The sequence below is a fragment of the Deltaproteobacteria bacterium genome (assembly GCA_020848905.1).
In the GTDB taxonomy this organism is placed as follows: domain Bacteria; phylum Myxococcota_A; class Polyangia.
The window spans coordinates 214,045-236,393 of record JADLHG010000056.1; the positions used below are offsets into that span (position 1 = coordinate 214,045).

21 protein-coding genes are annotated in these 22,349 nt (G+C 71.3%); 9 read left to right on the top strand and 12 right to left on the bottom strand.

From position 1 onward, the window contains the following. Nucleotides 1-10: 10 nt before the first annotated feature. On the top strand, nt 11-1,276 hold the full coding sequence (locus tag IT371_24320) for a sigma 54-interacting transcriptional regulator (GenBank protein MCC6750805.1): 1,266 nt from the start codon (nt 11-13) through the stop codon (nt 1,274-1,276). Between the two features lie 34 nt (nt 1,277-1,310). Here the strand turns inward: IT371_24320 and IT371_24325 are convergent, their stop codons facing one another. The 3 genes from IT371_24325 to queG form a co-directional block, all read right to left on the bottom strand. Further along, entirely contained in the window at nt 1,311-2,813 is a 1,503-nt protein-coding gene (locus IT371_24325; GenBank protein ID MCC6750806.1) for an AAA family ATPase, read from the bottom strand. Between the two features lie 15 nt (nt 2,814-2,828). Next, the gene (locus IT371_24330) at nt 2,829-3,551 is read right to left on the bottom strand and encodes a hypothetical protein (GenBank protein MCC6750807.1); all 723 of its coding nucleotides are present in this window, start codon (nt 3,549-3,551) and stop codon (nt 2,829-2,831) included. A gap of 294 nt (nt 3,552-3,845) precedes the next feature. Then, nucleotides 3,846-4,826, bottom strand: coding sequence for a tRNA epoxyqueuosine(34) reductase QueG (queG, locus tag IT371_24335; protein MCC6750808.1), 981 nt, complete (start codon nt 4,824-4,826; stop codon nt 3,846-3,848). 105 nt (nt 4,827-4,931) lie between these two features. Here queG and IT371_24340 point away from each other — a divergent pair, with 105 nt between their 5' ends. Then, nucleotides 4,932-6,275, top strand: a complete 1,344-nt coding sequence (locus IT371_24340; GenBank protein ID MCC6750809.1) for a 4Fe-4S dicluster domain-containing protein — start codon at nt 4,932-4,934, stop codon at nt 6,273-6,275. A 21-nt stretch (nt 6,276-6,296) separates the two neighbouring features. On the opposite strand, the gene IT371_24345 is transcribed toward IT371_24340, so the two are convergent. Together IT371_24345 and nth are read right to left on the bottom strand one after the other, a co-directional pair. Further along, nucleotides 6,297-6,800 carry an NUDIX hydrolase gene (locus IT371_24345; protein MCC6750810.1) on the bottom strand — a complete coding sequence of 168 codons (504 nt, stop codon included), beginning with the start codon at nt 6,798-6,800 and terminating at the stop codon, nt 6,297-6,299. Further along, entirely contained in the window at nt 6,797-7,558 is a 762-nt protein-coding gene (nth, locus tag IT371_24350) for an endonuclease III (GenBank protein MCC6750811.1), read from the bottom strand. The genes IT371_24345 and nth overlap by 4 nt, the downstream gene beginning before the upstream one ends. A gap of 142 nt (nt 7,559-7,700) precedes the next feature. Here nth and IT371_24355 point away from each other — a divergent pair, with 142 nt between their 5' ends. Continuing rightward, nucleotides 7,701-9,068, top strand: a complete 1,368-nt coding sequence (locus tag IT371_24355; protein ID MCC6750812.1) for an FAD-binding protein — start codon at nt 7,701-7,703, stop codon at nt 9,066-9,068. 2 nt (nt 9,069-9,070) lie between these two features. Here the strand turns inward: IT371_24355 and IT371_24360 are convergent, their stop codons facing one another. Genes IT371_24360 through IT371_24370 form a run of 3 tightly spaced genes read right to left on the bottom strand, consistent with a single transcriptional unit; the run spans nt 9,071 to nt 11,962 of the window. Next, on the bottom strand, nt 9,071-10,486 hold the full coding sequence (locus IT371_24360; protein ID MCC6750813.1) for an NAD(P)(+) transhydrogenase (Re/Si-specific) subunit beta: 1,416 nt from the start codon (nt 10,484-10,486) through the stop codon (nt 9,071-9,073). An 8-nt stretch (nt 10,487-10,494) separates the two neighbouring features. After that, the gene (locus IT371_24365; GenBank protein MCC6750814.1) at nt 10,495-10,815 is read right to left on the bottom strand and encodes an NAD(P) transhydrogenase subunit alpha; all 321 of its coding nucleotides are present in this window, start codon (nt 10,813-10,815) and stop codon (nt 10,495-10,497) included. A 4-nt stretch (nt 10,816-10,819) separates the two neighbouring features. Further along, nucleotides 10,820-11,962, bottom strand: coding sequence for a Re/Si-specific NAD(P)(+) transhydrogenase subunit alpha (locus IT371_24370; protein ID MCC6750815.1), 1,143 nt, complete (start codon nt 11,960-11,962; stop codon nt 10,820-10,822). A 115-nt stretch (nt 11,963-12,077) separates the two neighbouring features. Here IT371_24370 and IT371_24375 point away from each other — a divergent pair, with 115 nt between their 5' ends. The 5 genes from IT371_24375 (at nt 12,078) to IT371_24395 (ending at nt 16,871) form a co-directional block, all read left to right on the top strand. Next, on the top strand, nt 12,078-13,628 hold the full coding sequence (locus IT371_24375) for a DUF3552 domain-containing protein (GenBank protein MCC6750816.1): 1,551 nt from the start codon (nt 12,078-12,080) through the stop codon (nt 13,626-13,628). Nucleotides 13,629-13,754: 126 nt separating this feature from the next. After that, nucleotides 13,755-14,783 (top strand): zinc-binding dehydrogenase, encoded by a 1,029-nt coding sequence (locus IT371_24380; protein ID MCC6750817.1) that lies wholly within the window; start codon nt 13,755-13,757, stop codon nt 14,781-14,783. 8 nt (nt 14,784-14,791) lie between these two features. Continuing rightward, nucleotides 14,792-15,976, top strand: a complete 1,185-nt coding sequence (locus tag IT371_24385; protein ID MCC6750818.1) for a cysteine desulfurase — start codon at nt 14,792-14,794, stop codon at nt 15,974-15,976. 69 nt (nt 15,977-16,045) lie between these two features. Beyond that, entirely contained in the window at nt 16,046-16,372 is a 327-nt protein-coding gene (locus IT371_24390) for an iron-sulfur cluster assembly accessory protein (GenBank protein ID MCC6750819.1), read from the top strand. A gap of 295 nt (nt 16,373-16,667) precedes the next feature. Then, nucleotides 16,668-16,871, top strand: coding sequence for a cold-shock protein (locus tag IT371_24395; protein MCC6750820.1), 204 nt, complete (start codon nt 16,668-16,670; stop codon nt 16,869-16,871). Between the two features lie 105 nt (nt 16,872-16,976). Here the strand turns inward: IT371_24395 and IT371_24400 are convergent, their stop codons facing one another. Beyond that, the gene (locus IT371_24400) at nt 16,977-17,687 is read right to left on the bottom strand and encodes a polysaccharide deacetylase family protein (protein ID MCC6750821.1); all 711 of its coding nucleotides are present in this window, start codon (nt 17,685-17,687) and stop codon (nt 16,977-16,979) included. 37 nt (nt 17,688-17,724) lie between these two features. On the opposite strand from IT371_24400, the gene IT371_24405 reads away from it, so the two are divergent. Continuing rightward, nucleotides 17,725-20,049 carry a DUF1343 domain-containing protein gene (locus IT371_24405; GenBank protein ID MCC6750822.1) on the top strand — a complete coding sequence of 775 codons (2,325 nt, stop codon included), beginning with the start codon at nt 17,725-17,727 and terminating at the stop codon, nt 20,047-20,049. Nucleotides 20,050-20,065: 16 nt separating this feature from the next. On the opposite strand, the gene IT371_24410 is transcribed toward IT371_24405, so the two are convergent. The 3 genes from IT371_24410 to IT371_24420 all read right to left on the bottom strand — a co-directional run bounded on the left by IT371_24410 (nt 20,066) and on the right by IT371_24420 (nt 22,319). Next, complete coding sequence (locus tag IT371_24410) at nt 20,066-21,124, bottom strand: serine/threonine protein kinase (protein MCC6750823.1); 1,059 nt, start codon at nt 21,122-21,124, stop codon at nt 20,066-20,068. 7 nt (nt 21,125-21,131) lie between these two features. Continuing rightward, entirely contained in the window at nt 21,132-21,410 is a 279-nt protein-coding gene (locus tag IT371_24415) for a polyhydroxyalkanoic acid system family protein (protein MCC6750824.1), read from the bottom strand. A gap of 66 nt (nt 21,411-21,476) precedes the next feature. Beyond that, nucleotides 21,477-22,319: a hypothetical protein gene (locus IT371_24420; protein ID MCC6750825.1), complete on the bottom strand. Its 843-nt coding sequence runs from the start codon at nt 22,317-22,319 to the stop codon at nt 21,477-21,479. Nucleotides 22,320-22,349: the final 30 nt, after the last annotated feature.

Here is a 22,349-nt window from a genome sequence, read left to right on the forward strand (position 1 = left end):
AGCTCGCTACATGGAACCAACCCTCGAGGGCTGCGCGGGCCACCGTGCGGCCGAAGGCGCGCCGAGCGCCCGGCTTCGAATCCTCGGCACCTCGCGCGTCGTCGCTCTCGCCGAGCGGCCAATGCGGGTGGGAAGCGCGCCGGAGAACGACCTGGTCCTCACCGATCGTTACGTGTCGAAGCACCACTGCCGGCTTTCTCGACGGGGGGGCGTGGTGTGGGTCGAAGACCTCAAGAGCCTGAACGGCACCTGGGTGGACGGTGTGCGCGTGGAGCGCGGTCAACTCGCGGCGCGGGGACGGGTGGTGGTCGGCGAGACGGCCCTCGAGCTGCTCGCCCCAGGCGGGCGTGGCCGGCGGTGGGGACTCGTGGGCGAGCACCCGGCGATGGAGCGGCTCTTCCGGCAGATCCAGCGCCTGGCGAGCAGTCGAAGCCCGGTCCTCATCCTCGGGGAGACCGGGACGGGAAAGGAGCTCGTGGCGCGGGCGATCCACGAGGCGAGCCCGGCGCACCTCGGCCCCTTCGAGGCGATCAACTGTGGGGCCATTCCAAGAGACCTGGCGGAGAGCGAGTTCTTCGGGCACGCCCGGGGGGCCTTCACCGGCGCAGCGCGTGCCCACAGCGGCGCCTTCGAACGCGCCGACGGCGGAACGCTCTTCCTCGACGAGATCGGCGAGCTGCCGCAGGAGCTGCAGCCGAAGCTCCTGCGCGTGCTCGAGGACGGTGTGCTCCATCCGGTGGGCGGAGAGGAGCGGCGACCGGTCACGGTGCGGCTCGTGGCGGCGACGCACCGCGACCTCCTCCTCGACGCGCGTCAGGGACGGTTCCGCCTGGACCTCTTTCATCGGCTCGCCGTGGGCGTGCTCCAGATCCCGGCTCTCCGCGAGCGTCGCGAGGACATCCCACACCTCGTCGAGCACTTCCTGCGCGAGCTCGGCGACGGTGGGCAGCGGGTGACGCTGGACGACGGGGTGATGCCCTTCCTGGCGTCGCAGAGCTGGCCGGGAAACGTGCGGGCGCTACGCAACGCTCTGCAGCGCGCGGCGATCATCGGCGGGCCGCGGCTCGGCGTGGAGGATTTCGATTTTCTCGGCGAGGCGGAGCGCAGCGCCGACCAGGGCTTCGTGCGCTTCGAGGGTCGGCCCTTTCACGAGGTGCGTCGGGAGATCTACCTGCGCGTGCTCACTAAGCATGGAGGCAACCGCTCGGCTGCGGCCACGGAGCTCGGCGTGCCGAAATCGACCTTCTTCGACCAGCTTCGCGGGATGGAGCTCTGAGGCAGTGCCGCGGCGCAGCCCGGGCGAACGACCGCTACGTCGTGGCCTGCGCGCTGGCCTTGACGGCGCGCGTGTCTGCCCAGCGTTTGATCTCCTTGATGCGCTCCGACATGGTCGTGGAGAGTGGGACCATGCGTCCGAGGCTGCGGTAGAGGTCCTTCATGGTCAGACCGCGGTTCTGGTCGAACGCGCCGTAGAGGGCGGAGAGGACGACCTGCTCGATCTCGGCCCCGTTGAAGCCGGGGGTGGATTTCGAGAGGCTTACCAGGTCGAAGCCGGCCAGGTCCTGGTTTCGGCGCTTCAGGTGCACGGAGAAGATGTCCATCCGTTCGGCCTCGCTGGGCAGGTCCACGAAGAAGATCTCGTCGAAGCGCCCCTTGCGCAGGAGCTCGGGGGGGAGCTTGTCGATCTCGTTGGCCGTCGCGGCCACGAAGACGATCTGCTCCTTCTCCTGCATCCAGGTGAGAAAGGACGAGAAGATGCGCGTGGCGGGGCCGGCTCCCTCGCCCTTGGCGCCCACGATCGCGGTTTCGATCTCGTCGATCCAGAGGACGCAGGGGGCGATCGACTCCGCGGTGCGGAGGGCGCGTTCGAGCGTGCGTTCGGGGCTGCCGGCGACGCCGGCGTAGACCCGGTTCATGTCCAGCCGCATGAGGGGCATGTGCCAGTAGGTGCTCACCGCTTGCACGGCCATGGACTTGCCGCAACCGCTGATGCCCGTGATGAGCAGGCCCTTCGGCGGGGAGAGGCCGAAGTCCTCCGCCTCGCGCGAGAAGAAGCGCTGCCGCTGCCGCAGCCAGTCCTTGAGGACCGCGAGGCCCCCGATCTCCTCGAGACGAACGCGGGGCGGCACGTAGTCCAGAATGCCCTCGCGGCGGACGATGTCGCGCTTCTCCTCGTAGAGCTTCTCGATGATCGCGGGAGTGACCGTCTTCTTGCCGACCATCAGCTTGATGAAGGCCTGGCGGGCTTCGTCCTCGGTGAGCCCGAGGGCTCCGCGCAGGAGGGCGTCGCGCTCGTCGCCGAGCTCGAGCGTGACGTTCTTCAGCGAGGCGCAGGCGTCAGCGAAGATGCGGTCCATCTCGGCGATGTTCGGCAGGGGGAGGTCGAGGAGCGAGAGCTCCTTCTGGACCTCGAGCGGGGCCTCGAGGGAGGGCCCGCTCACGAAGATCGTCTTGTAGCTGTTGCGGAGGGCGCGGCACGCCTCGCGGAGGCGGCGCGCCACGCGGGGCTCGCCGTAGCAGCGGTGCAGGTCGCGGAAGAGGAAGAGGGCCGGCCGGGCGAAGGCGATCACGGCGTCGAGGGCGGCGACCGGGTCCTGGGTCCCGGGGAGCGCCTGTCCTTCGGAGACGAGCCCCTCGGTGAGCGACCAGACGTGCAGAGGGACGGGCTGCGAGAAGGCCCGCCCCGCGAGACTCGCCAGGACGCGCTCGAGGCGCTCCTCTTCGAAGGTTTCGACGAAAACGAGCGAGTACCGGGCGGCCACGAGCTTCTTGGCGCGCTCCTCGAAGACTAGTTGCGCGGGCTGTACGGTCACGGTGGGTCCTTCCCTTTAGATCTGGAGAAGGGCTGCGAGGTGCTGCCGCTCCCAGAGCTGCGCTTCCTCGTACCGGGCGAAGCGGCGCTCGTCGGCCTCGAAGGCCGGTGTGTGGTACTGCCGACGGCCGTTCACGACGGGGATCGGGTGCAGGGAGTGTAGCATCTCGTGGAAGACCACCCACTCCAGGTAGAAGGGGGGAAGCCACTCCTGGTCGAGGCCGGGGTGGATGCGGATGAGGTGCTCGTCCAGATAGTAGCCGCCGAGCATCACGCTCCGGCGCTCGCGGCCGCGGGCCGGGTGCCGGCCCCAGCCGATGCGTGCGGTCACCGCGCCGTCGAAGTACCGGGCATTGAGGGAGTCAAAGAGCACGACCAGGTCGTAAACCCGACCCCGGGTGCGAAGGGCCCCGGAGCGATCGCCTCGCCCCGAGCGCGAGGCGATCTGGTGGTCGTTCTGATCGATGTACTCGTTCAGCTCGGCCGAGGCGTCGGGGTCCGCGTAGGCGATGTAGCGCCCGAGGGCGCGGATCACCGGACCCGGTGCGGCCAGGAAGAGCTGGTGGGCGCGCACCCAGTACTGCCGGTGGGTGGCGTCGCGGCGCACCGAGATCATCACGGCGCTGTTGTGGGTCAACGTGAGATGGAGTGCCCCCGGGACGTGCGGTTGAAGTCGTCCGCGAAGCTCGCTGGCCTGCTGGACGCGCAGCGCGGGCCCGAAGGGCAGCGGCCGCTGCACCGCGTCGACGACCGCGACGGAGACGCGGCCCGGGCGAGTGGATCCCGTGTGCCCCCCGCGGGGCAATGGCGCCGATCTGGTCAGGACGTTCCTCGTCTGCGTTGGGCGCGTGCGATCCGATTCGCCGCGCGGGTTGGATCCGATGTGCTGACCCGTTCGAGTATAGGGTGGTCGCAGAAGTGGATCAAATTCCCGGCGTTTAGATCGCGACCGGATCGCGCGGCTGGATCCGTGGCGCGGCAAATTCTTGCGCCCGGCGCGGAGCCGCACGCGGCGCGCGTCGGATCCGAAACGCTACGCTCGCTCGTCGTGCTCGGAGCGGGGGAGGGGCCTTCGCGCGTGGGTCGCCACGATCTCGGCGTTGCGCCGGAAGGTGGCGATCGCGGTGCGGCGAAGCGTGCGGCCCTTGATCAGCCGGCGGTACTCGCCGCGGCGAAGCCCGCGGAGGGCGTCGAGCGAAACCGAGGCGAGCGGGGTCTGCGGCGCGAGTTCCGGGTCGGGGCGTTGGGCCTTGAGCTCCGGAGTGGGGCGGTTGTAGGGGCACACCTCCTGGCAGACGTCGCAGCCGAAGACCCAACCGTCGAAGCGGGAGGCGAGCTCGTCGGGGACCGGCCCCGTCGTCTCGATCGTCAGGTAGGAGAGGCACCGACCTCCGTCCAACACGTTTGGGGCGACGAGCGCTCCGGTGGGGCAGGCCTCGAGACAGAGGGTGCAGGAGCCGCAGCGCCCGGCGAGCGGCTGATCGGGCTGGAGCTTCAGGTCGACGAGGAGCAGGCCGAGCAGGGTGTACGAGCCGATCCCCGGGCTGATGAGGAGGGTGTTCTTGCCGAGGAAGCCGAGCCCCGCGGCCTCCGCGAACGCGCGTTCTAGAACCGGGAGCGTGTCCACCGCGGAGCGCCAGCAGATGGGGTGGCCCGCGATGGCGGCGACGGCCTCCGCCAGTCGTTCGAGCCGCGACTTGAAGAGCGGGTGGTAGTCGGCGCCCCAGGCGAAGCGCGCGATCTTGCCGTGCCCGGGCGGCACGCCGGGCTCATCGGGGCGGGCGTAGCTCGCGGCCACGACGATCACCGTGCGGGCCTCGGGGAGGAGCACCCGCGGGTCGGCGCGGAGCTCGCGGCTGCGCTCTAGGTAGTCCATGCCCGCCGCGTGGCCCGCGTCGAGCCAGGCGTGAAAGAGGCGTTCGTGTTCCCGGAGCGGCTCGGCGGACGAGAAGCCGACCCGGACGAAGCCGAGCGCGTGGGCCGCCTGCCGGATCTGGTCTTCGATCGTGGGCACCGACGCATGCTCGGGCCGACCCGGGCACGCGGTCAAGCCGCCGCGATCTTCCTCGACTGCGAGGGCGATTGCTTTGCCCATTCGCGGGCCCTATGCTGCGCGCCCATGTGGCAGGCCCCAGCCAGCCCCGACGAGATTCGCGCCCGCCTCGAGGCGGCGGCCGTCTGCGATGGCGCCGGGTACCGTCTCTGCACCGACGGTGCGCCCCCTTCGGTGGTCGTGGGGGTGCTGGGCGAGGGGGAGCCTCTCGCGGCCACCGACGAGGCGCTCGTCGCCGCGGCGGGGCCGGAGCTCGTCGAGGCGCTGACCGCGCTCGTGCCCGCCCTGGGCGCGGCCCGAGGGATCCTGGCCCTGCGAGAGGACTTCCCCGGCGCACCGCGGACCCTGAGGCGGGCGGCCGAGGAGCGAGGCCTGGAGGTTCGGTCGCTCCCTGCCGCGTATCCGATGGACGCGGCGTCGGTGCTGCTCGACCTGGCGGCGTCGCAGGGCCAGACGCCGGCCGAGGCCGGGCTCGCCGACGCGGCGGTGGTGGACGTTCCGACGCTCGACCGCGTGAGCCGGGCACTCTCCAGTCGGTGCGCGGCCTGGCGGTCGGTCACCGTGGTGGGGGCCGTGGAGCAGCCCAAGGTCTTGCGGGTCCCGCTCGGCACCCTGGTCGCCGACCTGGTGCGCGCCTGCGGCGGGAGCCGGGACGCGGGGTGGATACCTTTCGTGAACGGTGTGCTCGGCGGGCGTCCGAGCAGCGGCGCCGCTTCCGTGGAGCTGGATACTCGCCTTGTGGTGGTCCTGCCGCACCGGCACCCTCTGGTCGTGGAGCGGAGCACTCCGCTCGCCGACCTGGTGCGCCAGGGCGCCTCGGCCTGCGTCAGGTGCCGCATCTGCACGGAGGTCTGTCCGGTGCACCTCGGTGGGGGGCGGCTGGAGCCGCACCTCGTGATGGCGGAGCTGAGCCAGACCGGCCTGCCGGGGGCGGCTTCCCGGGACGCGCGGACTCCCGCGGCGCTGGAATGCACCGAGTGCGGGCTGTGCAGCGTGGCCTGCCCGGCGCGCGTGCGGCCGGCCGAGCTGACCGCGGAGGTGGCCCGCGCCCTACGCGCCCGGGGGGTCCGGCTCGTCGACGCGGCGCCCCTCGCGGCGCACCCGGACCGGGCGGGACGGCGGCACGCGACCGTGCGGCTCGTGGAGCGGCTGGGGCTCGCGACCTACCGCCCACACGGCCCCTTGCCGACCGAGGAGCTCCGTCCGCTTCGCCTCGTGCTCCCGCTGCGTGGACCCACCGGAGCGCCGCGCCTTCCGGCGGTGCAGGAGGGCGACCTCGTTCGGCCGGCCGACCGATTGGTGCTGGCCTCCCCCGGCTCCTTCGAGACCGACGTCCTCTCCGCGGTCAACGGCCGGGTACGGACCGTCGGCGACGAACGGGGCGTCGTGATCGACGTGCAGCCTGCCTGATGCGCTGACGAGCCCTTCGGATCACGGGCCGAGCAGCTCGTCGAAGAGTGGCGTCCGGGGAGGCTCGCCGCGCGCGACCTCCTGACTGCGCGCGACGACGGATTTCAGCCCCTGCGTGGTGGGAAGTCCTCCCAGGTCCGTGCACGGCACCCAGCGTGCGTCGCGCACGTCCGAGGCGGGGGCGAGCTCCCCGCTGCGTACGCGGCCCAGGAAGTCCACGATGATGTAGTGGTACTCGACCTCTCCGCGCGCGTCGCGGAGCACGCGTTCGAGGACCTTCACTACCTCGCCGAGCTCGACCGCGAGCCCCGTTTCCTCGGCGACCTCGCGCTCGCAAGCGCGCCGCAGGCTCTCGCCACGCTCCACGAGCCCGCCGGGAACACTCCAGCTCCCGACGGCGGGAGGGCGGCCGCGCTCGACGAGCAGGACCTGGCCTAGGTCGTCGGAGAGGATCACGGCGCCCACTCCGACGAGGGGGCGCTCCCTCCGTTCGCGGCGCTCGGGGTCCGGCTCCACGCGCGTCACGACCCGACCTCGGCGCTCGGGCAGTGCGGCGCGAGTGCGCAGCGCGAGCAGGCGGGCTTGCGGGCGGCGCAGACCGCGCGTCCGTGCAGGATGAGCTGGTGGGCGAAGCCGATCCAGCGCTCCCTGGGCACGAGCGCCATCAGGTCTGCCTCGATCTTGGCGGGGTCCGTGTGGTGGCTGAGACCCAGTCGGCCGGAGAGGCGCGCGACGTGGGTGTCCACGACCACCCCCGAGGAGATGCCGAAGGCGGAGCCGAGGACGACGTTGGCGGTCTTGCGCGCGACGCCGGGCAGCTCGAGCAGGGCGCTCATCTCGTGGGGGACCTTGCCTTCGTGCCGGTCGCAGAGGAGGCGGCACGCGCCGCGAATCGACTTGGCCTTGGCGCGAAAGAACCCCGTGGAGTGAATGATCCCCTCGAGGGCCTCGGGCTCGGCCTCGGCCAGGGCACGAGCGTCCGGATAGGTGGCGAAGAGCCGGGGCGTCACCTGATTCACGCGCTCGTCGGTGCACTGGGCGGAGAGGATCGTGGCCACGAGGAGCTGCAGGGGGTTCTCGTGGGTCAGGGCGGTCGCGGCCTGGGGGTAGAGGCGGTCGAGCGTGGCGAAGAGGAACGAGAGGCGCTCGGGGGTCACGACCGGGGCGGGTTTCTTCGACGGGGCAGCAGGGCCGGTCCGCGCCGCGCGCGAAGCCGCGCCGGAGGCGGAAGCCTTCTTCTTCGTCGGGGACGGGGCTCGTTTGGGCGTCGGGCTCGGGGGCATGGCTCACTGTTAGGAGGCTGGCCAGCCTCCTTACTCCGTGCTCTCCGGAGCGTCAAGGCGCCCCGGGCGGCCGCTGCGCCGCGCCCTCGCTGCCAGGGGGTGACGGTGTTAGGGTCAGCGTGCACCGTGCAAAGGACCTCCGATGCCCGACGTGAAGAGCAAGCTCGAGCAGCTCCTGGGTCCGCGCCGCGCGCTCTACGCGCCGGAGGCGATCGAGCGGTACGCGACCGACGAGTCAGGGCTCGGGGCCTTCCCCCCCGACGTGGTGGCGCTTCCCGAAAGCACGGGCGAGGTGATCGAGGTGCTTCGCCTGGCCGCGCTCGACCGCATTTCCGTGACGCCGCGCGGCCTCGGGACGGGGATGACGGGGGGCGCGCTCGCCGTGGAGGGGGGGATTCTGCTCTCGCTCGAGCGGCTGAACCGGGTGAAGGAGCTCGACCCCGAGAACCTGCTCGCCGTGGTGGAGCCGGGGGTGATCACCGGCGAGCTCCAGGCTCAGGTCGAGGCGCAGGGGCTCTTCTATCCGCCCGACCCGGCGAGTCTCGCGAGCTGCTCGCTCGGCGGCAACGTCGCGGAGAACGCGGGGGGGCCGCGAGCCTTCAAGTACGGTGTGACGCGCGAGTACGTGCTCGGCCTCGAGCTCGTGCGCATGGGCGGACAGCGCCTCTTCGCGGGCCGCCGGACGGTGAAGGGGGTGACCGGGTTCGACCTCGTGGCGCTGGTCGTCGGGAGCGAGGGGACTCTGGCGGTGGTCTCGGAGATCACGCTGAAGCTCTTGCCCAAGCCCCAGGCGGTGGCCACTTTCCTGGCGCGCTTCGCAGACGTGGTGCGCGCGGGGGCGGCGGTCTCCGAGCTGATCCGGCTGGGCTTTCGGCCCCGCACGCTCGAGCTGATGGATCAGCACGTGGTGGAGCACCTGCGGCTGATGGGGCGCTTCGCCGTCCCCGCGGGGAGGTCGGCCTTCCTGCTCGTGGAGCTGGATGGGGACGCGACGGGGCTCGACGCGCAGCTCGACGCCGCGGCGGCGGGGTGCGAGCGGCTCGGCGCCCAGGAGATCCTGGTGGCCACCGACGAGGTCCGGCGCCGGCAGCTCTGGGAGATGCGCCGCATGGCCAGCCCATCGCTGAAGGAGCGACACAAGGTGAAGGTCTCGGAGGACATCGTGGTGCCGCGGGCGGCGATCCCCGAGATCCTGCGCCGCCTGGACGCGCTGGCGGTGGAGCACGACCTGACCATCGCGACCTTCGGACACGCGGGCGACGGCAACCTGCACGTGAACCTCTTGGCCGACGACGAGGCCCGGCGCGGAACGCTGGAGCCCGTTCTAGAATCGATATTCAAGAACGCTCTAGAGCTCGGGGGAACCCTCTCCGGCGAGCACGGCATCGGGCTGGCGAAGCGGCGCTTCATGCCCCTCGAGCAGCCCCCCGAGCTCCTCGAGCTGCAGCGGTCGGTGAAGCGGGTCTTCGACCCCGAAGGGCTGCTGAACCCGGGGAAGCTCTTTCCGTAGCGTCAGAGGGCCTTCACGGCCTCGATCACCTTGGTCAGCGCGTCCTTCGAGTCGCCGAAGAGCATGCCGGTCTTCGGGTTGGTGAAGAGCTCGTTGTCGATGCCGGCGAAGCCCGAGCGCATCGAGCGCTTGTTGATCACGATGTGTGCGGCCTGGTCCACGTCGAGGATGGGCATGCCGTAGATGGGGCTCGACGGGTCGTTGCGCGCCGCGGGGTTGATGATGTCGTTGGCACCCACGACCAGCGCGACGTCGGTGGTCTTGAACTCGGGGTTGATCTCCTCCATCTCGACGAGCTGCGGGTAGGGGACGTTGGCCTCGGCCAGCAGGACGTTCATGTGCCCGGGCATCCGTCCGGCCACGGGATGGATCGCGTACCGCACCTGCACGCCGCGCTGTTCGAGGAGCTCGGCCAGCTCGCGGATCGCGTGCTGGGCCTGGGCCACCGCCATGCCGTAGCCGGGGACCACGATCACCTTGCGGGCGTACCCCATGGCGGTGGCCACGTCCTCCGCGGAGACCTCGCGCACCGCGCCGCCGCCGGCGCTCTTGACCGTCGCACCGCCCGCGTCCCCGTCGCCGGTTCCGAACGCGCCGAAGAGCACGTTGCCGAGCGAGCGGTTCATGGCCTTGGACATGAGCTGGGTGAGGATCATCCCCGAGGCACCGACGAGGGCGCCGGCGATGATCAGGACGGAGTTATTGATCACGAAGCCGGCCATCGCGGCCGCGGTGCCGGTGAACGAGTTGAGCAGCGAGATGACGACGGGCATGTCGCCGCCGCCGATGGGGGTCACGGTGAGCACGCCGAGGAGGCAGGCCAGCCCCGTGGCGCCGAAGAGGATCGGGACGTGGGGACCCGCCGCGAGCTCGTAGCCGAACGCCCCGAGGACGCCGAGCGCCAGCGCGCCGTTCAGGAGACGGTAGCCGGGGAAGGTGAGCGGCCGTCCGGGGAGAAAACCCTGGAGCTTGCCGAAGGCGACGATCGACCCGGTGAAGGTCATGGCTCCGATCACGCCGCCGAGGACGGTGGTCACGCTCGTGACGGCGGGGATCACCGTCCCGAGCCCCGCGAGGTGACGAAACTCCTCCACGGCCACGAGCGCCGCCGCGCCTCCGCCGACGGCGTTGAAGAGGCTCACCATCTCGGGCATGGAGGTCATCGGCACGCGGAGCGCGAGCAGCGCGCCCACTCCCCCGCCGAGGAGCGTCCCCCCGCCGACGATGATCCAGCCGGTCGTGGAGGCGTGCTGCCGGCCGAGCATCACGGCCGTGGCCAGCACGGCCACGAGCATGCCGAACGCCGAGAGCCGGTTGCCCGCGCGCGCGGTGGCCGGGGAGTTCATCTTGTGCAGGCCGAGGATGAAGAGCGCGGCGGCGAAGAGGTAGATCAGGCGAATGACGGCTTGCAGGTCCATGGGGGCGCTCAGCGCGGCTCGCCGGGGCCCTTGGTCTTGCTCGGGGCCGGGCGGGACTTGAACTTCTCGAGCATGCGGTCGGTGACCACGTAGCCCCCGACCACGTTCATGGCGGCGAAGACCACGGCCACGAAGGCGAGCGCGTAGCCCACCGGGCCCTTCGCCTCGGAGGCGATGGCCATCGCCCCGACGAGGACGATGCCGTGGATCGCGTTGGCCCCCGACATGAGCGGGGTGTGCAGCGTGGCGGGCACCTTGCTTATCACCTCGAAGCCCACGAAGACCGCGAGGACGAAGGTCGTGACGGCGGAGAGGAGCGCCTCGTTCATGGGGTCAGGCCGTCGCCGCGGCGCCGAGGCGCTCGAGGGTCGCCTTGTGCACCACCTGGCCCGCGTGCGTGATCACCGCCCCGGCCGTGATCTCGTCCTCGAAGCCGAGGGCGAGCTGTCCCTTCGGCAGCAGGTGTTGCAGCAGGGCTGCGATGTTGCGGGAGAGCATGACGCTGGCGCTGATGGGGATCGATGAGGGCACGTTCAGAGGGCACAGCACGTTTACGCCGCGATCGGTGGTGAAGGTTTCGCCCGGCCGGCTGAGGGCGCAGTTTCCGCCCTGCTCGCCGGCGAGGTCCACCACGACCGAGCCCGGCTTGAGGGCCGCGACGGCCTCGGGGTCGAGCAAGACAGGGGCCCGCCGGCCCGGTACGAGGGCGGTGGTGATCACCACGTCCGAGGCGCCGATGTGGGTCCGCAGCTCCGCGCGCTGCGCGGCCTGCTCCGCGTCGGTGAGCGCTCGCGCGTAACCCCCTTCGCCGGCGGCGTCGGCTGCGCTCTTCAGGACCACGAAGGTCGCGCCGAGGCTCTCGACCTGCTCCTTCACCACGGCCCGCGTGTCGTACGCGGAGACCACAGCTCCCAGACGGCGGGCGGTGGCAATGGCCTGCAGCCCCGCCACCCCGGCGCCGAGGATGAGCACCTTGGCGGGGGGGGCGGTTCCGGCCGCGGTCATCAGAAGGGGGAAGTACTTGCCGAGCGCGTTGGCCGCGAGGAGCACGGCCTTGTAGCCGGCCAGGTTGGCCTGCGAAGAGAGGGCGTCCATAGATTGGGCGCGGCTGATGCGTGGGATGGTCTCCAGGCTGACGGCCACGACCCCACGCCGCGCGAGCTCCTGCATTGCGGCCGGCTGCTCGAGGGGTTGGAGAAACGCCACAAGGAGCTGGTCGCGCCGGAAGCGGGGCAGCTCCTCGGGGGAGGGGCGGCGAACCTTCACGAGCAGCTCGGCCTCGGCGTAGAGCTCCTCGGTGGAGAGCACGCGCGCCCCGGCGTGCTCGTAGGCGGCGTCGGGGAAACTGGCCGCGTCGCCCGCGCCGCGTTCGACGAGGAGGTCATGCCCTGCGAGCTTGAGCTTGCCCACCGTCTCCGGCACGCATGCGACGCGGAGCTCGCCGGGAAACCGTTCCTTCAGGATGCCGATCTTCATCGCCGCTTCCACCCTCGAGAGCGGCCGAGCTTACCGCAGGTGCCGACGGTGCTGAAGCCCGAAGGCGCGGCTCCGTCCTTGACTTTCCCGCGCCCCTCTCCAACCATCACTCGACATGGGTCTCACCTTCCTCGTCGTGGCGATAGGCTTGGCCGCAGGGCTCGCGGTGGGGATGGCGCTCGCGGCCCGCGGGGATCGCGAGGTCCTGGCTGCCGCGCGGGGACGGGCCGAGCGGATCCTCGCCGAGGCGCGGGAGGCGACGGGGTTGACCCGCCGGGAGGCCGAGGCCACGGCGCGCGGCGAGGTCGAGGAGCTCCGCGCGCTCGCGGAGCGGGAGCGTCGACTCTTGGCCGAGGAGATCCAGCACCTCGAGCACCGCCTCGCCAAGCAAGAGGAGCGAGACGCGGAGCTTGAGGCCGCCCTCGGGGGGAGGGAGGCGACGCTGGCCGAGCGCGAGGCGCAGCTTCAGCGCGCGTCCGAGGAGGCCCGGCAGGTGCGCCAGGACGCCAAGGACCAGAAGCGCGAGCAGCGACGAGTTCTCGAGGCCAGGGCGGGGCGGTCCGCGGAGCAGCTCAAGGACGAGATGGCCGAGCAGATGATCGAGGACTCGCGCTCCCGCTGTGCCGACCGGCTGCGCAACCTCGAGGCCACGGGGTCGGACGAGTTTGCCCGGCAGGCCAAGCGCGTGATGGGGATCGCGATGCAGCGCTACACGGGGCACTCGATGCGCGAGCGCACGAGCACCACGATGCAGCTCCCGGAGGGGGCCGCCGAGAGGCTTCGCTCCGAGGACGGAGCGGCCTACCTCGCGCTCCTCGCGCAGCACTCCGGCGTGAACCTCCTCCTCTCGGATGCGGGAGACACGCTCCGCCTCGACAGCTCGGACGGGGTGAACCGGGAACTCTGCCGCCGAGCCCTCACGCGCTTTCTGGGCGAGGACCGGGTGCGCGATCCCGAGCGGCTCGTCCGCTCCATCGAGGGAGACCTCGGGCGCGAGATCGGCGACCTCGGCCGCAAGGCCTTTCGCTCGCTCTCCCTCGAGGTGGCCAAGGACGAGATCGTGGAGCTCGTCGGGAAGCTCAACTTTCGCACGAGCTACACGCAGAACCAGTGGCGCCACTCCATCGAGGCGGCGCACCTCGCGGGGCTCATGGCGGCCGAGCTCGGGCTCGAGATCCGCGTCGCCCGGCGCGGTGCGCTCCTGCACGACATCGGCAAGGCCTTGACGCACGAGCTCGACGGCTCGCACGCGCTCATCGGCGCCGACCTCGCGCGGCGCTCCGGGGAGCTCGAGGCCGTCGCGAACGCCATCGGCTACCATCACGGCGAGGAACCTCTCGGGTCGGCCTACGCGCCGCTCGTCGCGGCGGCGGACGCGCTGAGCGGCGGGCGCCCGGGAGCGCGACGGGAGATGGTCGAGGCCTACGGCGATCGCATCGGGGACCTGGAGCGCGTCGCGAACGGCTTCTCGGGGATCGTCGGCGTGCACGCCGTTCAGGCGGGGCGCGAGCTGCGCGTCTTCGTCGACGAGGATCGTGTCTCGGACGCGAAGCTGGAGGAGCTCGCGCGCGACATCGCGGGCAAGATCTCCGACGAGCTGGTCTTCCCCGGACAGATCCGCGTGACCGTGATTCGCGAGTTCCGGGCGGTCGAGACCGCCAACTAAGGGCCCGGATCGGAATAGGCTGATCGGGGAGCAGGTTATTCCGAGCCGGGCCCTAACGGGTGGCGTGGCCCGCGAGGCCGCCCGGCCGCTCGGCCGTCCGAGGAGAAGAGGAGAAGAGGAGGAGAGATGCGCGCAGTCGCTCTGCGGGAGCATGGAGGACGCGACAAGCTGCTCGCGCTCGAGCTGCCCGAGCCCGAGGCGGGAGCAGGACAGGTGCGGGTGCGGATCCGCGCCTGCGCGCTCAACCACCTCGACCTCTGGGTGCGCCGGGGTTTGCCCCACCTGCGGCTGACCTACCCGCACATCCTGGGAGCGGACATCGCGGGCGAGGTGGACGCCGTGGGGCCGGGCGTGACGGGCGTGACCGTCGGGCAGCGCTGCCTGGTCGCCCCGGGGCTGAGCTGCGGGCGCTGTCAGGCCTGCCTCGCCGGCCGCGACAACTTCTGCCGGGGCTACGGCATCCTCGGGGAGTCCGTCTCCGGCGGGTACGCCGAGCGCATCGCCATCCCGGCGGCGAACCTCCTCCCGTACCCGGGCGACCTCCCCTTCGAGCAGGCCGCGGCCCTGCCGCTGACCTTTCAGACCGCCTGGCAGATGCTGGTGGAACGCGCCCGCGTGCAGCCGGGGGAGACGGTGCTCGTGCTCGCCGCGGCGAGCGGCGTGGGGGTGGCGGCGGTGCAGATTGCGAAGCTCTACGGTGCGCGGGTGATCGCCGCGGCCTCGAGCGCCGAGAAGCTCGCGGTGGCCGAATCGCTCGGCGCGGACCACCTCATCAACTACAAGGAGCAGAAGCTCGCACCGGAGGTGCGCCGCCTCACGGACAAGCGCGGGGTGGACGTGGTCTTCGAGCACGTGGGTGCGGCGACCTGGGAAGACAGCCTGCGCGCCTGCGCCTGGGGCGGGCGCGTCGTGACCTGCGGGGCGAGCTCGGGCTTCGACGCGCCGACGGACCTGCGGCACGTCTTCTTCCGGCAGCTCTCGATCCTGGGTTCCACCATGGGGAGCAAGGCGGTGCTCTTCGACGTGGTCAAGCACGTGGCCGCCGGTCGGCTGCGTCCCGTGGTCGGCCGGGTCCTGCCGCTGGCCGAGGCCGCCGAGGCGCACCGGCTGCTCGAAGAGCACGCGGTGGCGGGCAAAGTCGTGCTCGTCCCCTGAGGCGCGCCGTGGCCTTCTCCCTGCCACTCTACCTGGACCACAACGCGACCACCCCCGTGGACCCCCGGGTGCTCGAGGCGATGGCGCCGTGCTTCGCGGCGCGCTTCGGCAACGCTGCGAGCCGGAGCCACGCTCTTGGCCGGGACGCGCAGTCGGCGGTGGAGACGGCGCGACGCGAGGTCGCGGAGCTCGTCGGGGCGTCGCCCGAGGAGATTACCTTCACGAGCGGGGCGACGGAGAGCAACAACCTGGCGCTCCGTGGTGCGCTTGCCGCGCGGGCGGCGCGGGGGCGGCACCTCGTCACCTCGGCCGCCGAGCACCCGTCGGTGCTCGAGCTCGTGCGGGAGCTCGAGCGGGAGGGGACCGCGGTGAGCATCCTCCCCGTCGGGGCCTCGGGAGTCGTGGACCCCGACGACGTGCGGCGCGCGCTGCGGCCCGACACGGTGCTCGTATCGGTGATGCACGTGAACAACGAGACGGGCGCGGTCAGCGCCGTGGCGGAGATCGGCGCCCTCTGCCGCGAGGCGGAGGTGCTCTACCACTGCGACGCCGTGCAGGCCGTGGGGAAGCTCGCGGTGGACGTGGAGAGCGCGCAGGTGGACCTCCTCTCGCTCAGCGCCCACAAGCTCTACGGCCCGAAGGGGATCGGCGCGCTCTACCTGCGGCGCCGGGCGAGGCTGCGTTTGCGGCCGCTGCTCGTGGGAGGGGGCCAGGAGCGGGGACTTCGGCCGGGGACGGTGAACGTTCCCGGGGTCGTCGGCCTCGGCGCGGCGGCGCGGCTCGCACGGGACGCGTTGCCCGTCGAGGGGCCGCGGTTACGGGAGCTCGCGGAGCAGCTCCTCGGGGCCCTCAGGCAGGCCATCCCGGAGGTCTGCCTGAATGGCGCGGAGGCGGAGCGCGTCCCGGGAACGCTGAACCTCTCCTTTCCCCTCGTCGAGTCCGAGGCGCTGATGCTGGCCTGCCCGGACTTGGCGCTGAGCAGCGGTTCGGCCTGCGCGTCCGGGCGGGCCGAGCCCTCGCACGTCCTGCGCGCCATGGGTCTGACCGCGGAGCGGGTGCACGGGGCCATCCGGGTGAGCCTCGGGCGCTTCACCACTCGGGAGCAGGTGGCGTACGCCGCCGAAAGACTCGCTGCCGCCGCCCGCGACCTCGCCCGTGCCTCCCCGCGCTTCCGCGACGTACCAGCAGGGTGAGCGGGGCCGCGCGCCGGCTTGCGTCCGGCGGCCGCCGTGATAGACTTGACCCACGTCAAGGAGACTGGGATGGCCATCGCGATCACCCCTGAAGCGCAGGTTCGAATCCGCCAGCTCATGGCCAAGCGCCCGGAGGCCAAGGCCTTGCGCCTCGGCGTGAGGGGCGGCGGGTGCTCGGGCTTCTCGTATGTCTTCGAGCTGGACCTGGCGGAGGCCCAGCCCACGGACAAAGTCTTCGAACACGAGGGCTTCACTGTCTACGTGGACCAGAAGAGTTACTTCTTCCTGAACGCCACTGAGCTGGACTTCGTGGACGAGTTGATGGGACAGCGCTTCAAGTTCAATAACCCGAACGTGACCTCCACGTGCGGCTGCGGGGAGAGCGTCTCGTTCTGAACCCGGGCACCTCGGCCCCGATCCCCGGTGTTCCCCCATGGATCGTTGCCACCCGCTTCCCCACGTCAATTGTGTGGGCGCCCTGCCGCTTTTCCCGACCCCTCTCGTTTTCGAATACGCTTGACTACTCTAGCCACTTGGAGGAGTGTACGGGCGTCGTTTGCAGGAAAGGGGCTCGTCGGGAGGCAGCGCGGTGCTGTTGCGCGTCGCCAGGTTGGGCGAGTTCGGCCTGCACGCAAGGGGTCGGCGTATGGCCCTGGTAACCCTGAAGCGTTGATACTGAGGCAGCGGAGCGATGCAGCAAGGGACAGTCAAGTGGTTTAACAACAGCAAGGGGTTTGGGTTCATTCTGCAGGAGGGCGGGGAGGACGTCTTCGTGCACTACTCGGTGATTCAGGGCGAGGGGTTCCGTACGCTCGCCGAGGGAGACCGTGTAGAGTTTGATGTCACCCGCGGGCCGAAGGGCCTCCAGGCCACGCAGGTCCGCAAGATTCCGTAGGGGAACGAGCTTCGGTTTTACCCGTCCAAGCTAGACGTTGTCGCGGGGGCGTTGGCGCAGAGCCAGCGCCCTCGCCGTTTTTCGGGGTCTAGTGCCCCCGCTTCCTCACTGCCGATGACAGCCTTTCGGGTCGGGCGCTTCAGCCGCGAGAAGCTCATCGAGGCGCACCGGCTCGAGGCCCTTCTCTCGCAAGCCCTTGATGATCCCGGGGACGGCCTTGACCGTCTCGGTGCGGTTGCGCCCCCCGTCGTGTAGCACCACGATTCCGCCCGGGCGAAGGCCCTTCACCACCTGCTGCGTCAGCGCCTCGGCCTTCATCCCCTGCCAGTCCGACGAGAGCACCGTGTAGAGCACGATCGTGAGGGCCAGCTCGGTCGCGAGCTGCTTCACCACCGGAGTGACGATGCCGTGCGGGGGCCGGTAGTACTGCGTCGGGTGGGCGCCCGCCTTGCGTATCACGTCCTGCGTACGCTGGATCTGCGTGCGCCACCCGTCGGGAGTGTCGGTGCGCGGGTGGTTCCACGAGTGGTTCGCGAGCAAGTGCCCCTGGGCTTCGATCTCGCGCAGGATCTGCGGAAAGATGCGCGCCAGGCCCCCCAGCACGAAGAAGGTGGCCTTCACCTTGTGCTCCTTGAGGATGGCCAGGATCTCGCGCGTGAAGCGTGGGTGCGGGCCGTCGTCGAAGGTGAGGGCCACGCGAGGTGGGCGGGGTTGTCCGCAGCGGACCACGAGCTGCTTCGCCGACGCGGGGCGGGGGAGGGTGGAACCGAGGACGAAGAGGAGCGCGAGGAGTGCGAGCGGCACGCGTGCGGGCATGCCTGCTGGAGTACCACCGTCTGCTAAGCTTGGGCAAATGGTCGGCCTGCGGTGCGGTTCGGGACGCGCGTCGTGGCTCGTGGCGGGAGTCGCCGCGAGCCTCGTCGTGGGCCTCGCGAGCTCGGCTCGGGCCGAGTGGCCGCGCTGTCGGACGCGCGCGCTTCCCGAGGCGAGGCTCGCGGAGGCGGGGTTCGTCCCCGAGCTCTCGGTCGAGCTGTCGCTCCTGCTCGAGGACGCGGTGCAGAAGGGCCTCGCCAAGGCGGCGGCGCTGATCGTCGTGCGTAACGGCAAGGTGGTCTACCGCGGGACGGCTGGGGCGGCCCGACGGGACAGCATCTTCGACCTGGCCTCGCTGACCAAGGTGCTGGTCACGGCTCCTGCGGTGCTGCGCCTCGTGGAGCAGGGTAGGCTCGGCCTCGACGATCCGATCGGACGGCACGTGCCCTGGCTTCGCGGCACGAGCAAGCAGCAGCTGACCCTCCGGCAGCTCGCGCTCCACGTGGCCGGCCTTCCGTCGGTGGTGTGGAAGGGACCGCTCACCGACGGGCGCGACGCGATCTTTCAGCGCATCGCGAAGGCGAAGCTGCGCGGCGCCGCCGGCGCGGCCTTCAAGTACAGCGACCTCGGGTACATCCTCCTCGGGGAGGCGGTCGCCGCGCGCTCCGGCAAGAGCCTCGATCGGGCGGTCGCCGACGCGCTTTTCGCGCCCCTCGGCCTGTGCGACACCGGCTTCGCCCCGCCGAGAGAGGTCCTCGGGCGTGTCGTCACGCCGTGGCCCGAAGGGGGCAAGGAGGGAGAGGTCTACGACCCGCTGGCGTGGCGCATGGGGAAGGTGGCCGGTCACGCGGGGCTCTACTCGACGCTCGACGACCTCGCGCTCTTCGGCCAGATGCTCCTCGAGGGGGGCACGCTCCGCGGCCGTCGCGTCTTGAGCGCGCGGAGCGTGGCGGAGCTGTCGGGGCCGCATTCCGTGCCCGGGGTCGGCCAGCGTGGCTTCGGCTTTCGTCTCGATCGCGGGCGCCAGGGCCAAGCCGGCGCGCTCTCGCCGAGCGCCTACGGGCACACGGGGTACACGGGCACTTCGCTCTGGATCGACCCCGAGCGGCGGCTGGTCGTCGCGCTCCTCACGAACCGCACCTACCTGGAGCCGCCTCCGTCGGTGGGTGCGCTCCGCGCTCGCGTGCACGACGTGGTGAAGGGCAGCCTCGTCGCGTCGCCGGCGCGGGTCGTCACGACGGGGCTCGACCGGCTGCACGAGCAAGGCTACGCGCCGCTCCGAGGGCGTCGCGTGGGGCTCATCACGAACCAGACCGCCATCGACCGCCAGGGGAGGTGGATCGTGGACCTCCTCGAGGAGGCGCCGGGGGTGAAGCTGGTCTCGCTCTTCGTGCCCGAGCACGGGCTCAAGGCGCAGGTGGACCGACGGATCCACGACAGCACGCTCACCCGCGGCGGGCAGCGCGTGCCGGTCTATAGCCTCTTCGGCTCGCGCCGCCGTCCCACCGATGCGACGCTGGCGGGGCTCGACACGCTGGTCTTCGACGTGGCCGCGGTGGGCGTTCGCTACTACACCTACCTCGCGACGATGGGTTGGGCCATGGAGGAGGCGGCGCGCCGCAAGCTCCGCTTCGTGGTGCTGGACCGGCCGAATCCCCTCGGTGGGGAGGGAGCCGAGGGGCCCGTCTCGAGCGCCACGCGGCGGACCTCGACGAACTACCACCCGGTGCCGCTGCGCTACGGGATGACCGTCGGTGAGCTCGCCCGCCTCTACAACGCCGAGCGGCGCATCGGCGCCGATCTGGTGGTGGTGCCCGCGCGCGGGTGGCGGCGGGCGCAGCTCTTCCCGGAGCAGGGGCTGCCGTGGCGGGACCCCTCGCCGAACATCCGCTCGTGGCGCCAGGCGCTGCTCTACGCGGGCATCGGGTTTCTCGAGAGCACCAACGTCGCCGTCGGGCGCGGGACGGATGCCCCCTTCCAGTGGTTCGGGGCGCCGTGGCTCGACGGGCCGGGATTCGCCCAGGCGCTCGCCGCACGCAAGGTGCCGGGCTTCTACGTCGTGCCTCGCGTGCTGACGCCGAAGTCGGGTCCCTACCGTGGCGAGCGGTGCTCGGGGGTCCAGGTGATTCTCACCGACGGCAGGCGCGCGAGGCCCGTGCGACTCGGGCTCGAGGTGGCGCTGCTCCTCCGCGAGCGCCACCGGCAAGAGTGGGAGACGAAGCACCTCTACCGGCTGATCAACGACCCGCCCACGACGGAAGCGCTGCTCGCCGGGCAGCCGGCGGAGAGGATCCTGCGCCGGTTCGAGCCGGCCCTCGCGCGCTTCCTCAAGGCGAGGCGACGCTACCTGCTCTATCCCGACTAGCGCGGCCCGAGCTCCCTCAGCGGCGAAGCCAGAGCCAGATCGCGGCGCCGACCAAGGCGAGGACCGCGGTCGCCCCGACGGCCAGGGGCCAGAGCGGCCTCGGCGACGCTGGGATAGGGGTTGGCGTAGGGGTCCGGGCGTCGGCGGCCGAGGATGGCGCGGCCACGGCGGGGAGCGGCTGCGTGCGGCGCGCGACGGGCAGGCGCGGAGGCGCGGCTTCGGGGATCTGCTGCAGGGCCCGGTCGAAGGCCTCGGCGTTCTCGAAGCGGTCGCCTGGCTGCTTGCGCATCGCGCGCACCACCACGCCTTCGAGCTCGGGGCTGATCCCCGCCTGCGGCTTGAGGGCGCGCGGCGAGGGGATCGGGCTCGAGAGGTGCATCTGCAGCACGCGGTGCGGGTCGTCGGCCATGTAGGGCCGCTCGGCGGTGAGCAGCTCGAAGAGGATCACTCCGACGGCGTAAAGGTCGGTGCGCGGATCGGTGGGCTGTCCCGCGGCCTGCTCCGGGGCCATGTACCACGGAGTACCGATCTCGGTGCCTCCCGTGGGCTCGGCGGGCTCGCCGGTCAGGATCTGCGCGGTGCCGAAATCCATGATCTTGACCACCTCACCGCTGCCGGTCAGCTCGGTGAGCATGATGTTGCCGGGCTTGAGGTCGCGGTGCACGACCCCGCGCGCGTGGGCGTGACCGAGGCCGGCCAGGATCTGGCGGCAGAGGTGCATCGCTCGGCGCGGCGGCACGGGGCCGCGCGCGATGAGCTCCGTCACGGTGGTGCCGGCGACGTACTCCATCACCAGGTACGGGCTGCCGAAGGCCACCCCGAAGTCCATCACGCTGACGCAGTTCAGGTGGTTCAGCCGGCTGCAGGCTCGCGCCTCCTGTTCGAAGCGGCGTACGAACCCCGGCAGGTTCGCAAAGGCGCTCCGCAGGAACTTGACCGCCACCGGCTTGCCGATGTTCAGGCGCTCGGCGAGGTACACCAGGCTCATTCCGCCGACGCCGATCCGTCGCTTGAGGCGGTACCGCTCGTCGACCACCTGGCCTTCGAGCGCGTCTCCTCTTTCGGACGGGGTCACGGCGGCGCTAGGCGAAAGCCCGCTGCACTTCGCGGCGAATGCCTTCCTCGATGCGAGATCGAAAGGGAGAGAGGAGGAAGGAGAGGTCCAGATCGAAGCGGACCGCTTGCGCTCCGACCGTGACCTGTCCGGTCATGCCGCGGGCGCGAACGCGGGCCAGTCCGTCACCCACCCAGTCGGTGGTGAAGCGGTACTTGACCCCGAAGTGGTCGAGGAGCGATCGCATCCGCGACTGGGCCTCGACGCTGGCGAGAGAATGGCTGTGCTCGCAGATCAGCTTGGGCATGCGGGCCGGACGCTACCCGATCACCCGGATGGCGGCAAGGGCCGCCTTTCGACGGGCGTCGTGCCCTCACGCCGACATCTCCGAGGCCGCGACGAGGAAGCCGAGCGGGAGCTGGCCCAGGCGGGCGTCGAGACCCTGGGGCTCGGGGATCGGTCGCGCGAGGAAGATTCCGGGGGAGCCCTCGAGGGGCGCGAGGTGCCCGTCGAGGAGGCGCTGCGCGGTCGCGAAGTCCACCTGGCCTCGGATGCGGGTGCCGCCTCCCGTCTTGGGCGCGAGGAAGGTCACTGCATCCACCGTCGGGACGAGGGTGGCCTTCGTGGGGTCCACGTTCGCCACGAGGAGCACCTCGGGTTCCCGGTCGCCGTTCCAGTGGATGTGCTCGGTCACCACGAAGGCCATCGGGCGGGCCAGGGCGCACTCCGGATGCGCGTGCCGGGCCGCCTCGAGTGCGGCCTCGATCTCCTGAAGCTGGGTCCGGCGCTCGAGGAGGCGCAGGGCCAGCTTGAGTCCCGGCGGCGGCGTCCCGTCGCGCGCCGCCTCGAGGTCGGCCTGGAGCGTTTCGAGGACGGCCCGAAAGCTCTTCGGCAGCGCCCGGTGGAGCCACGCGCGCCCCTCGGCGCGGTCGGAGAAGCGCTGACTCAGGTAGCCGACCTGTACGGTCGTCAGGGCCCGCAGCATCTGGGTCACCACCACGCGGGCCTGCCGCTCCAGCTCGGCTGCGGAGCGAGCCGACCGTCGCTGCGGAGGCGCCACCCCAGCGGGGCGTCGAAGGGCCCAGAGGAGCAGGGGGAGCGCGAGCGCGAGGAAGCCGATGCCGAGGACCGGGGACCAGAGGTAGAGGAGCGTGGCCGAGGCGACCCACAGCGCGACGAGGGTGCCCTGATACAGCCTCTTGAAGAGCGCCTCCATCCATTGAAGATAGCATGCAAGAGGACTTGC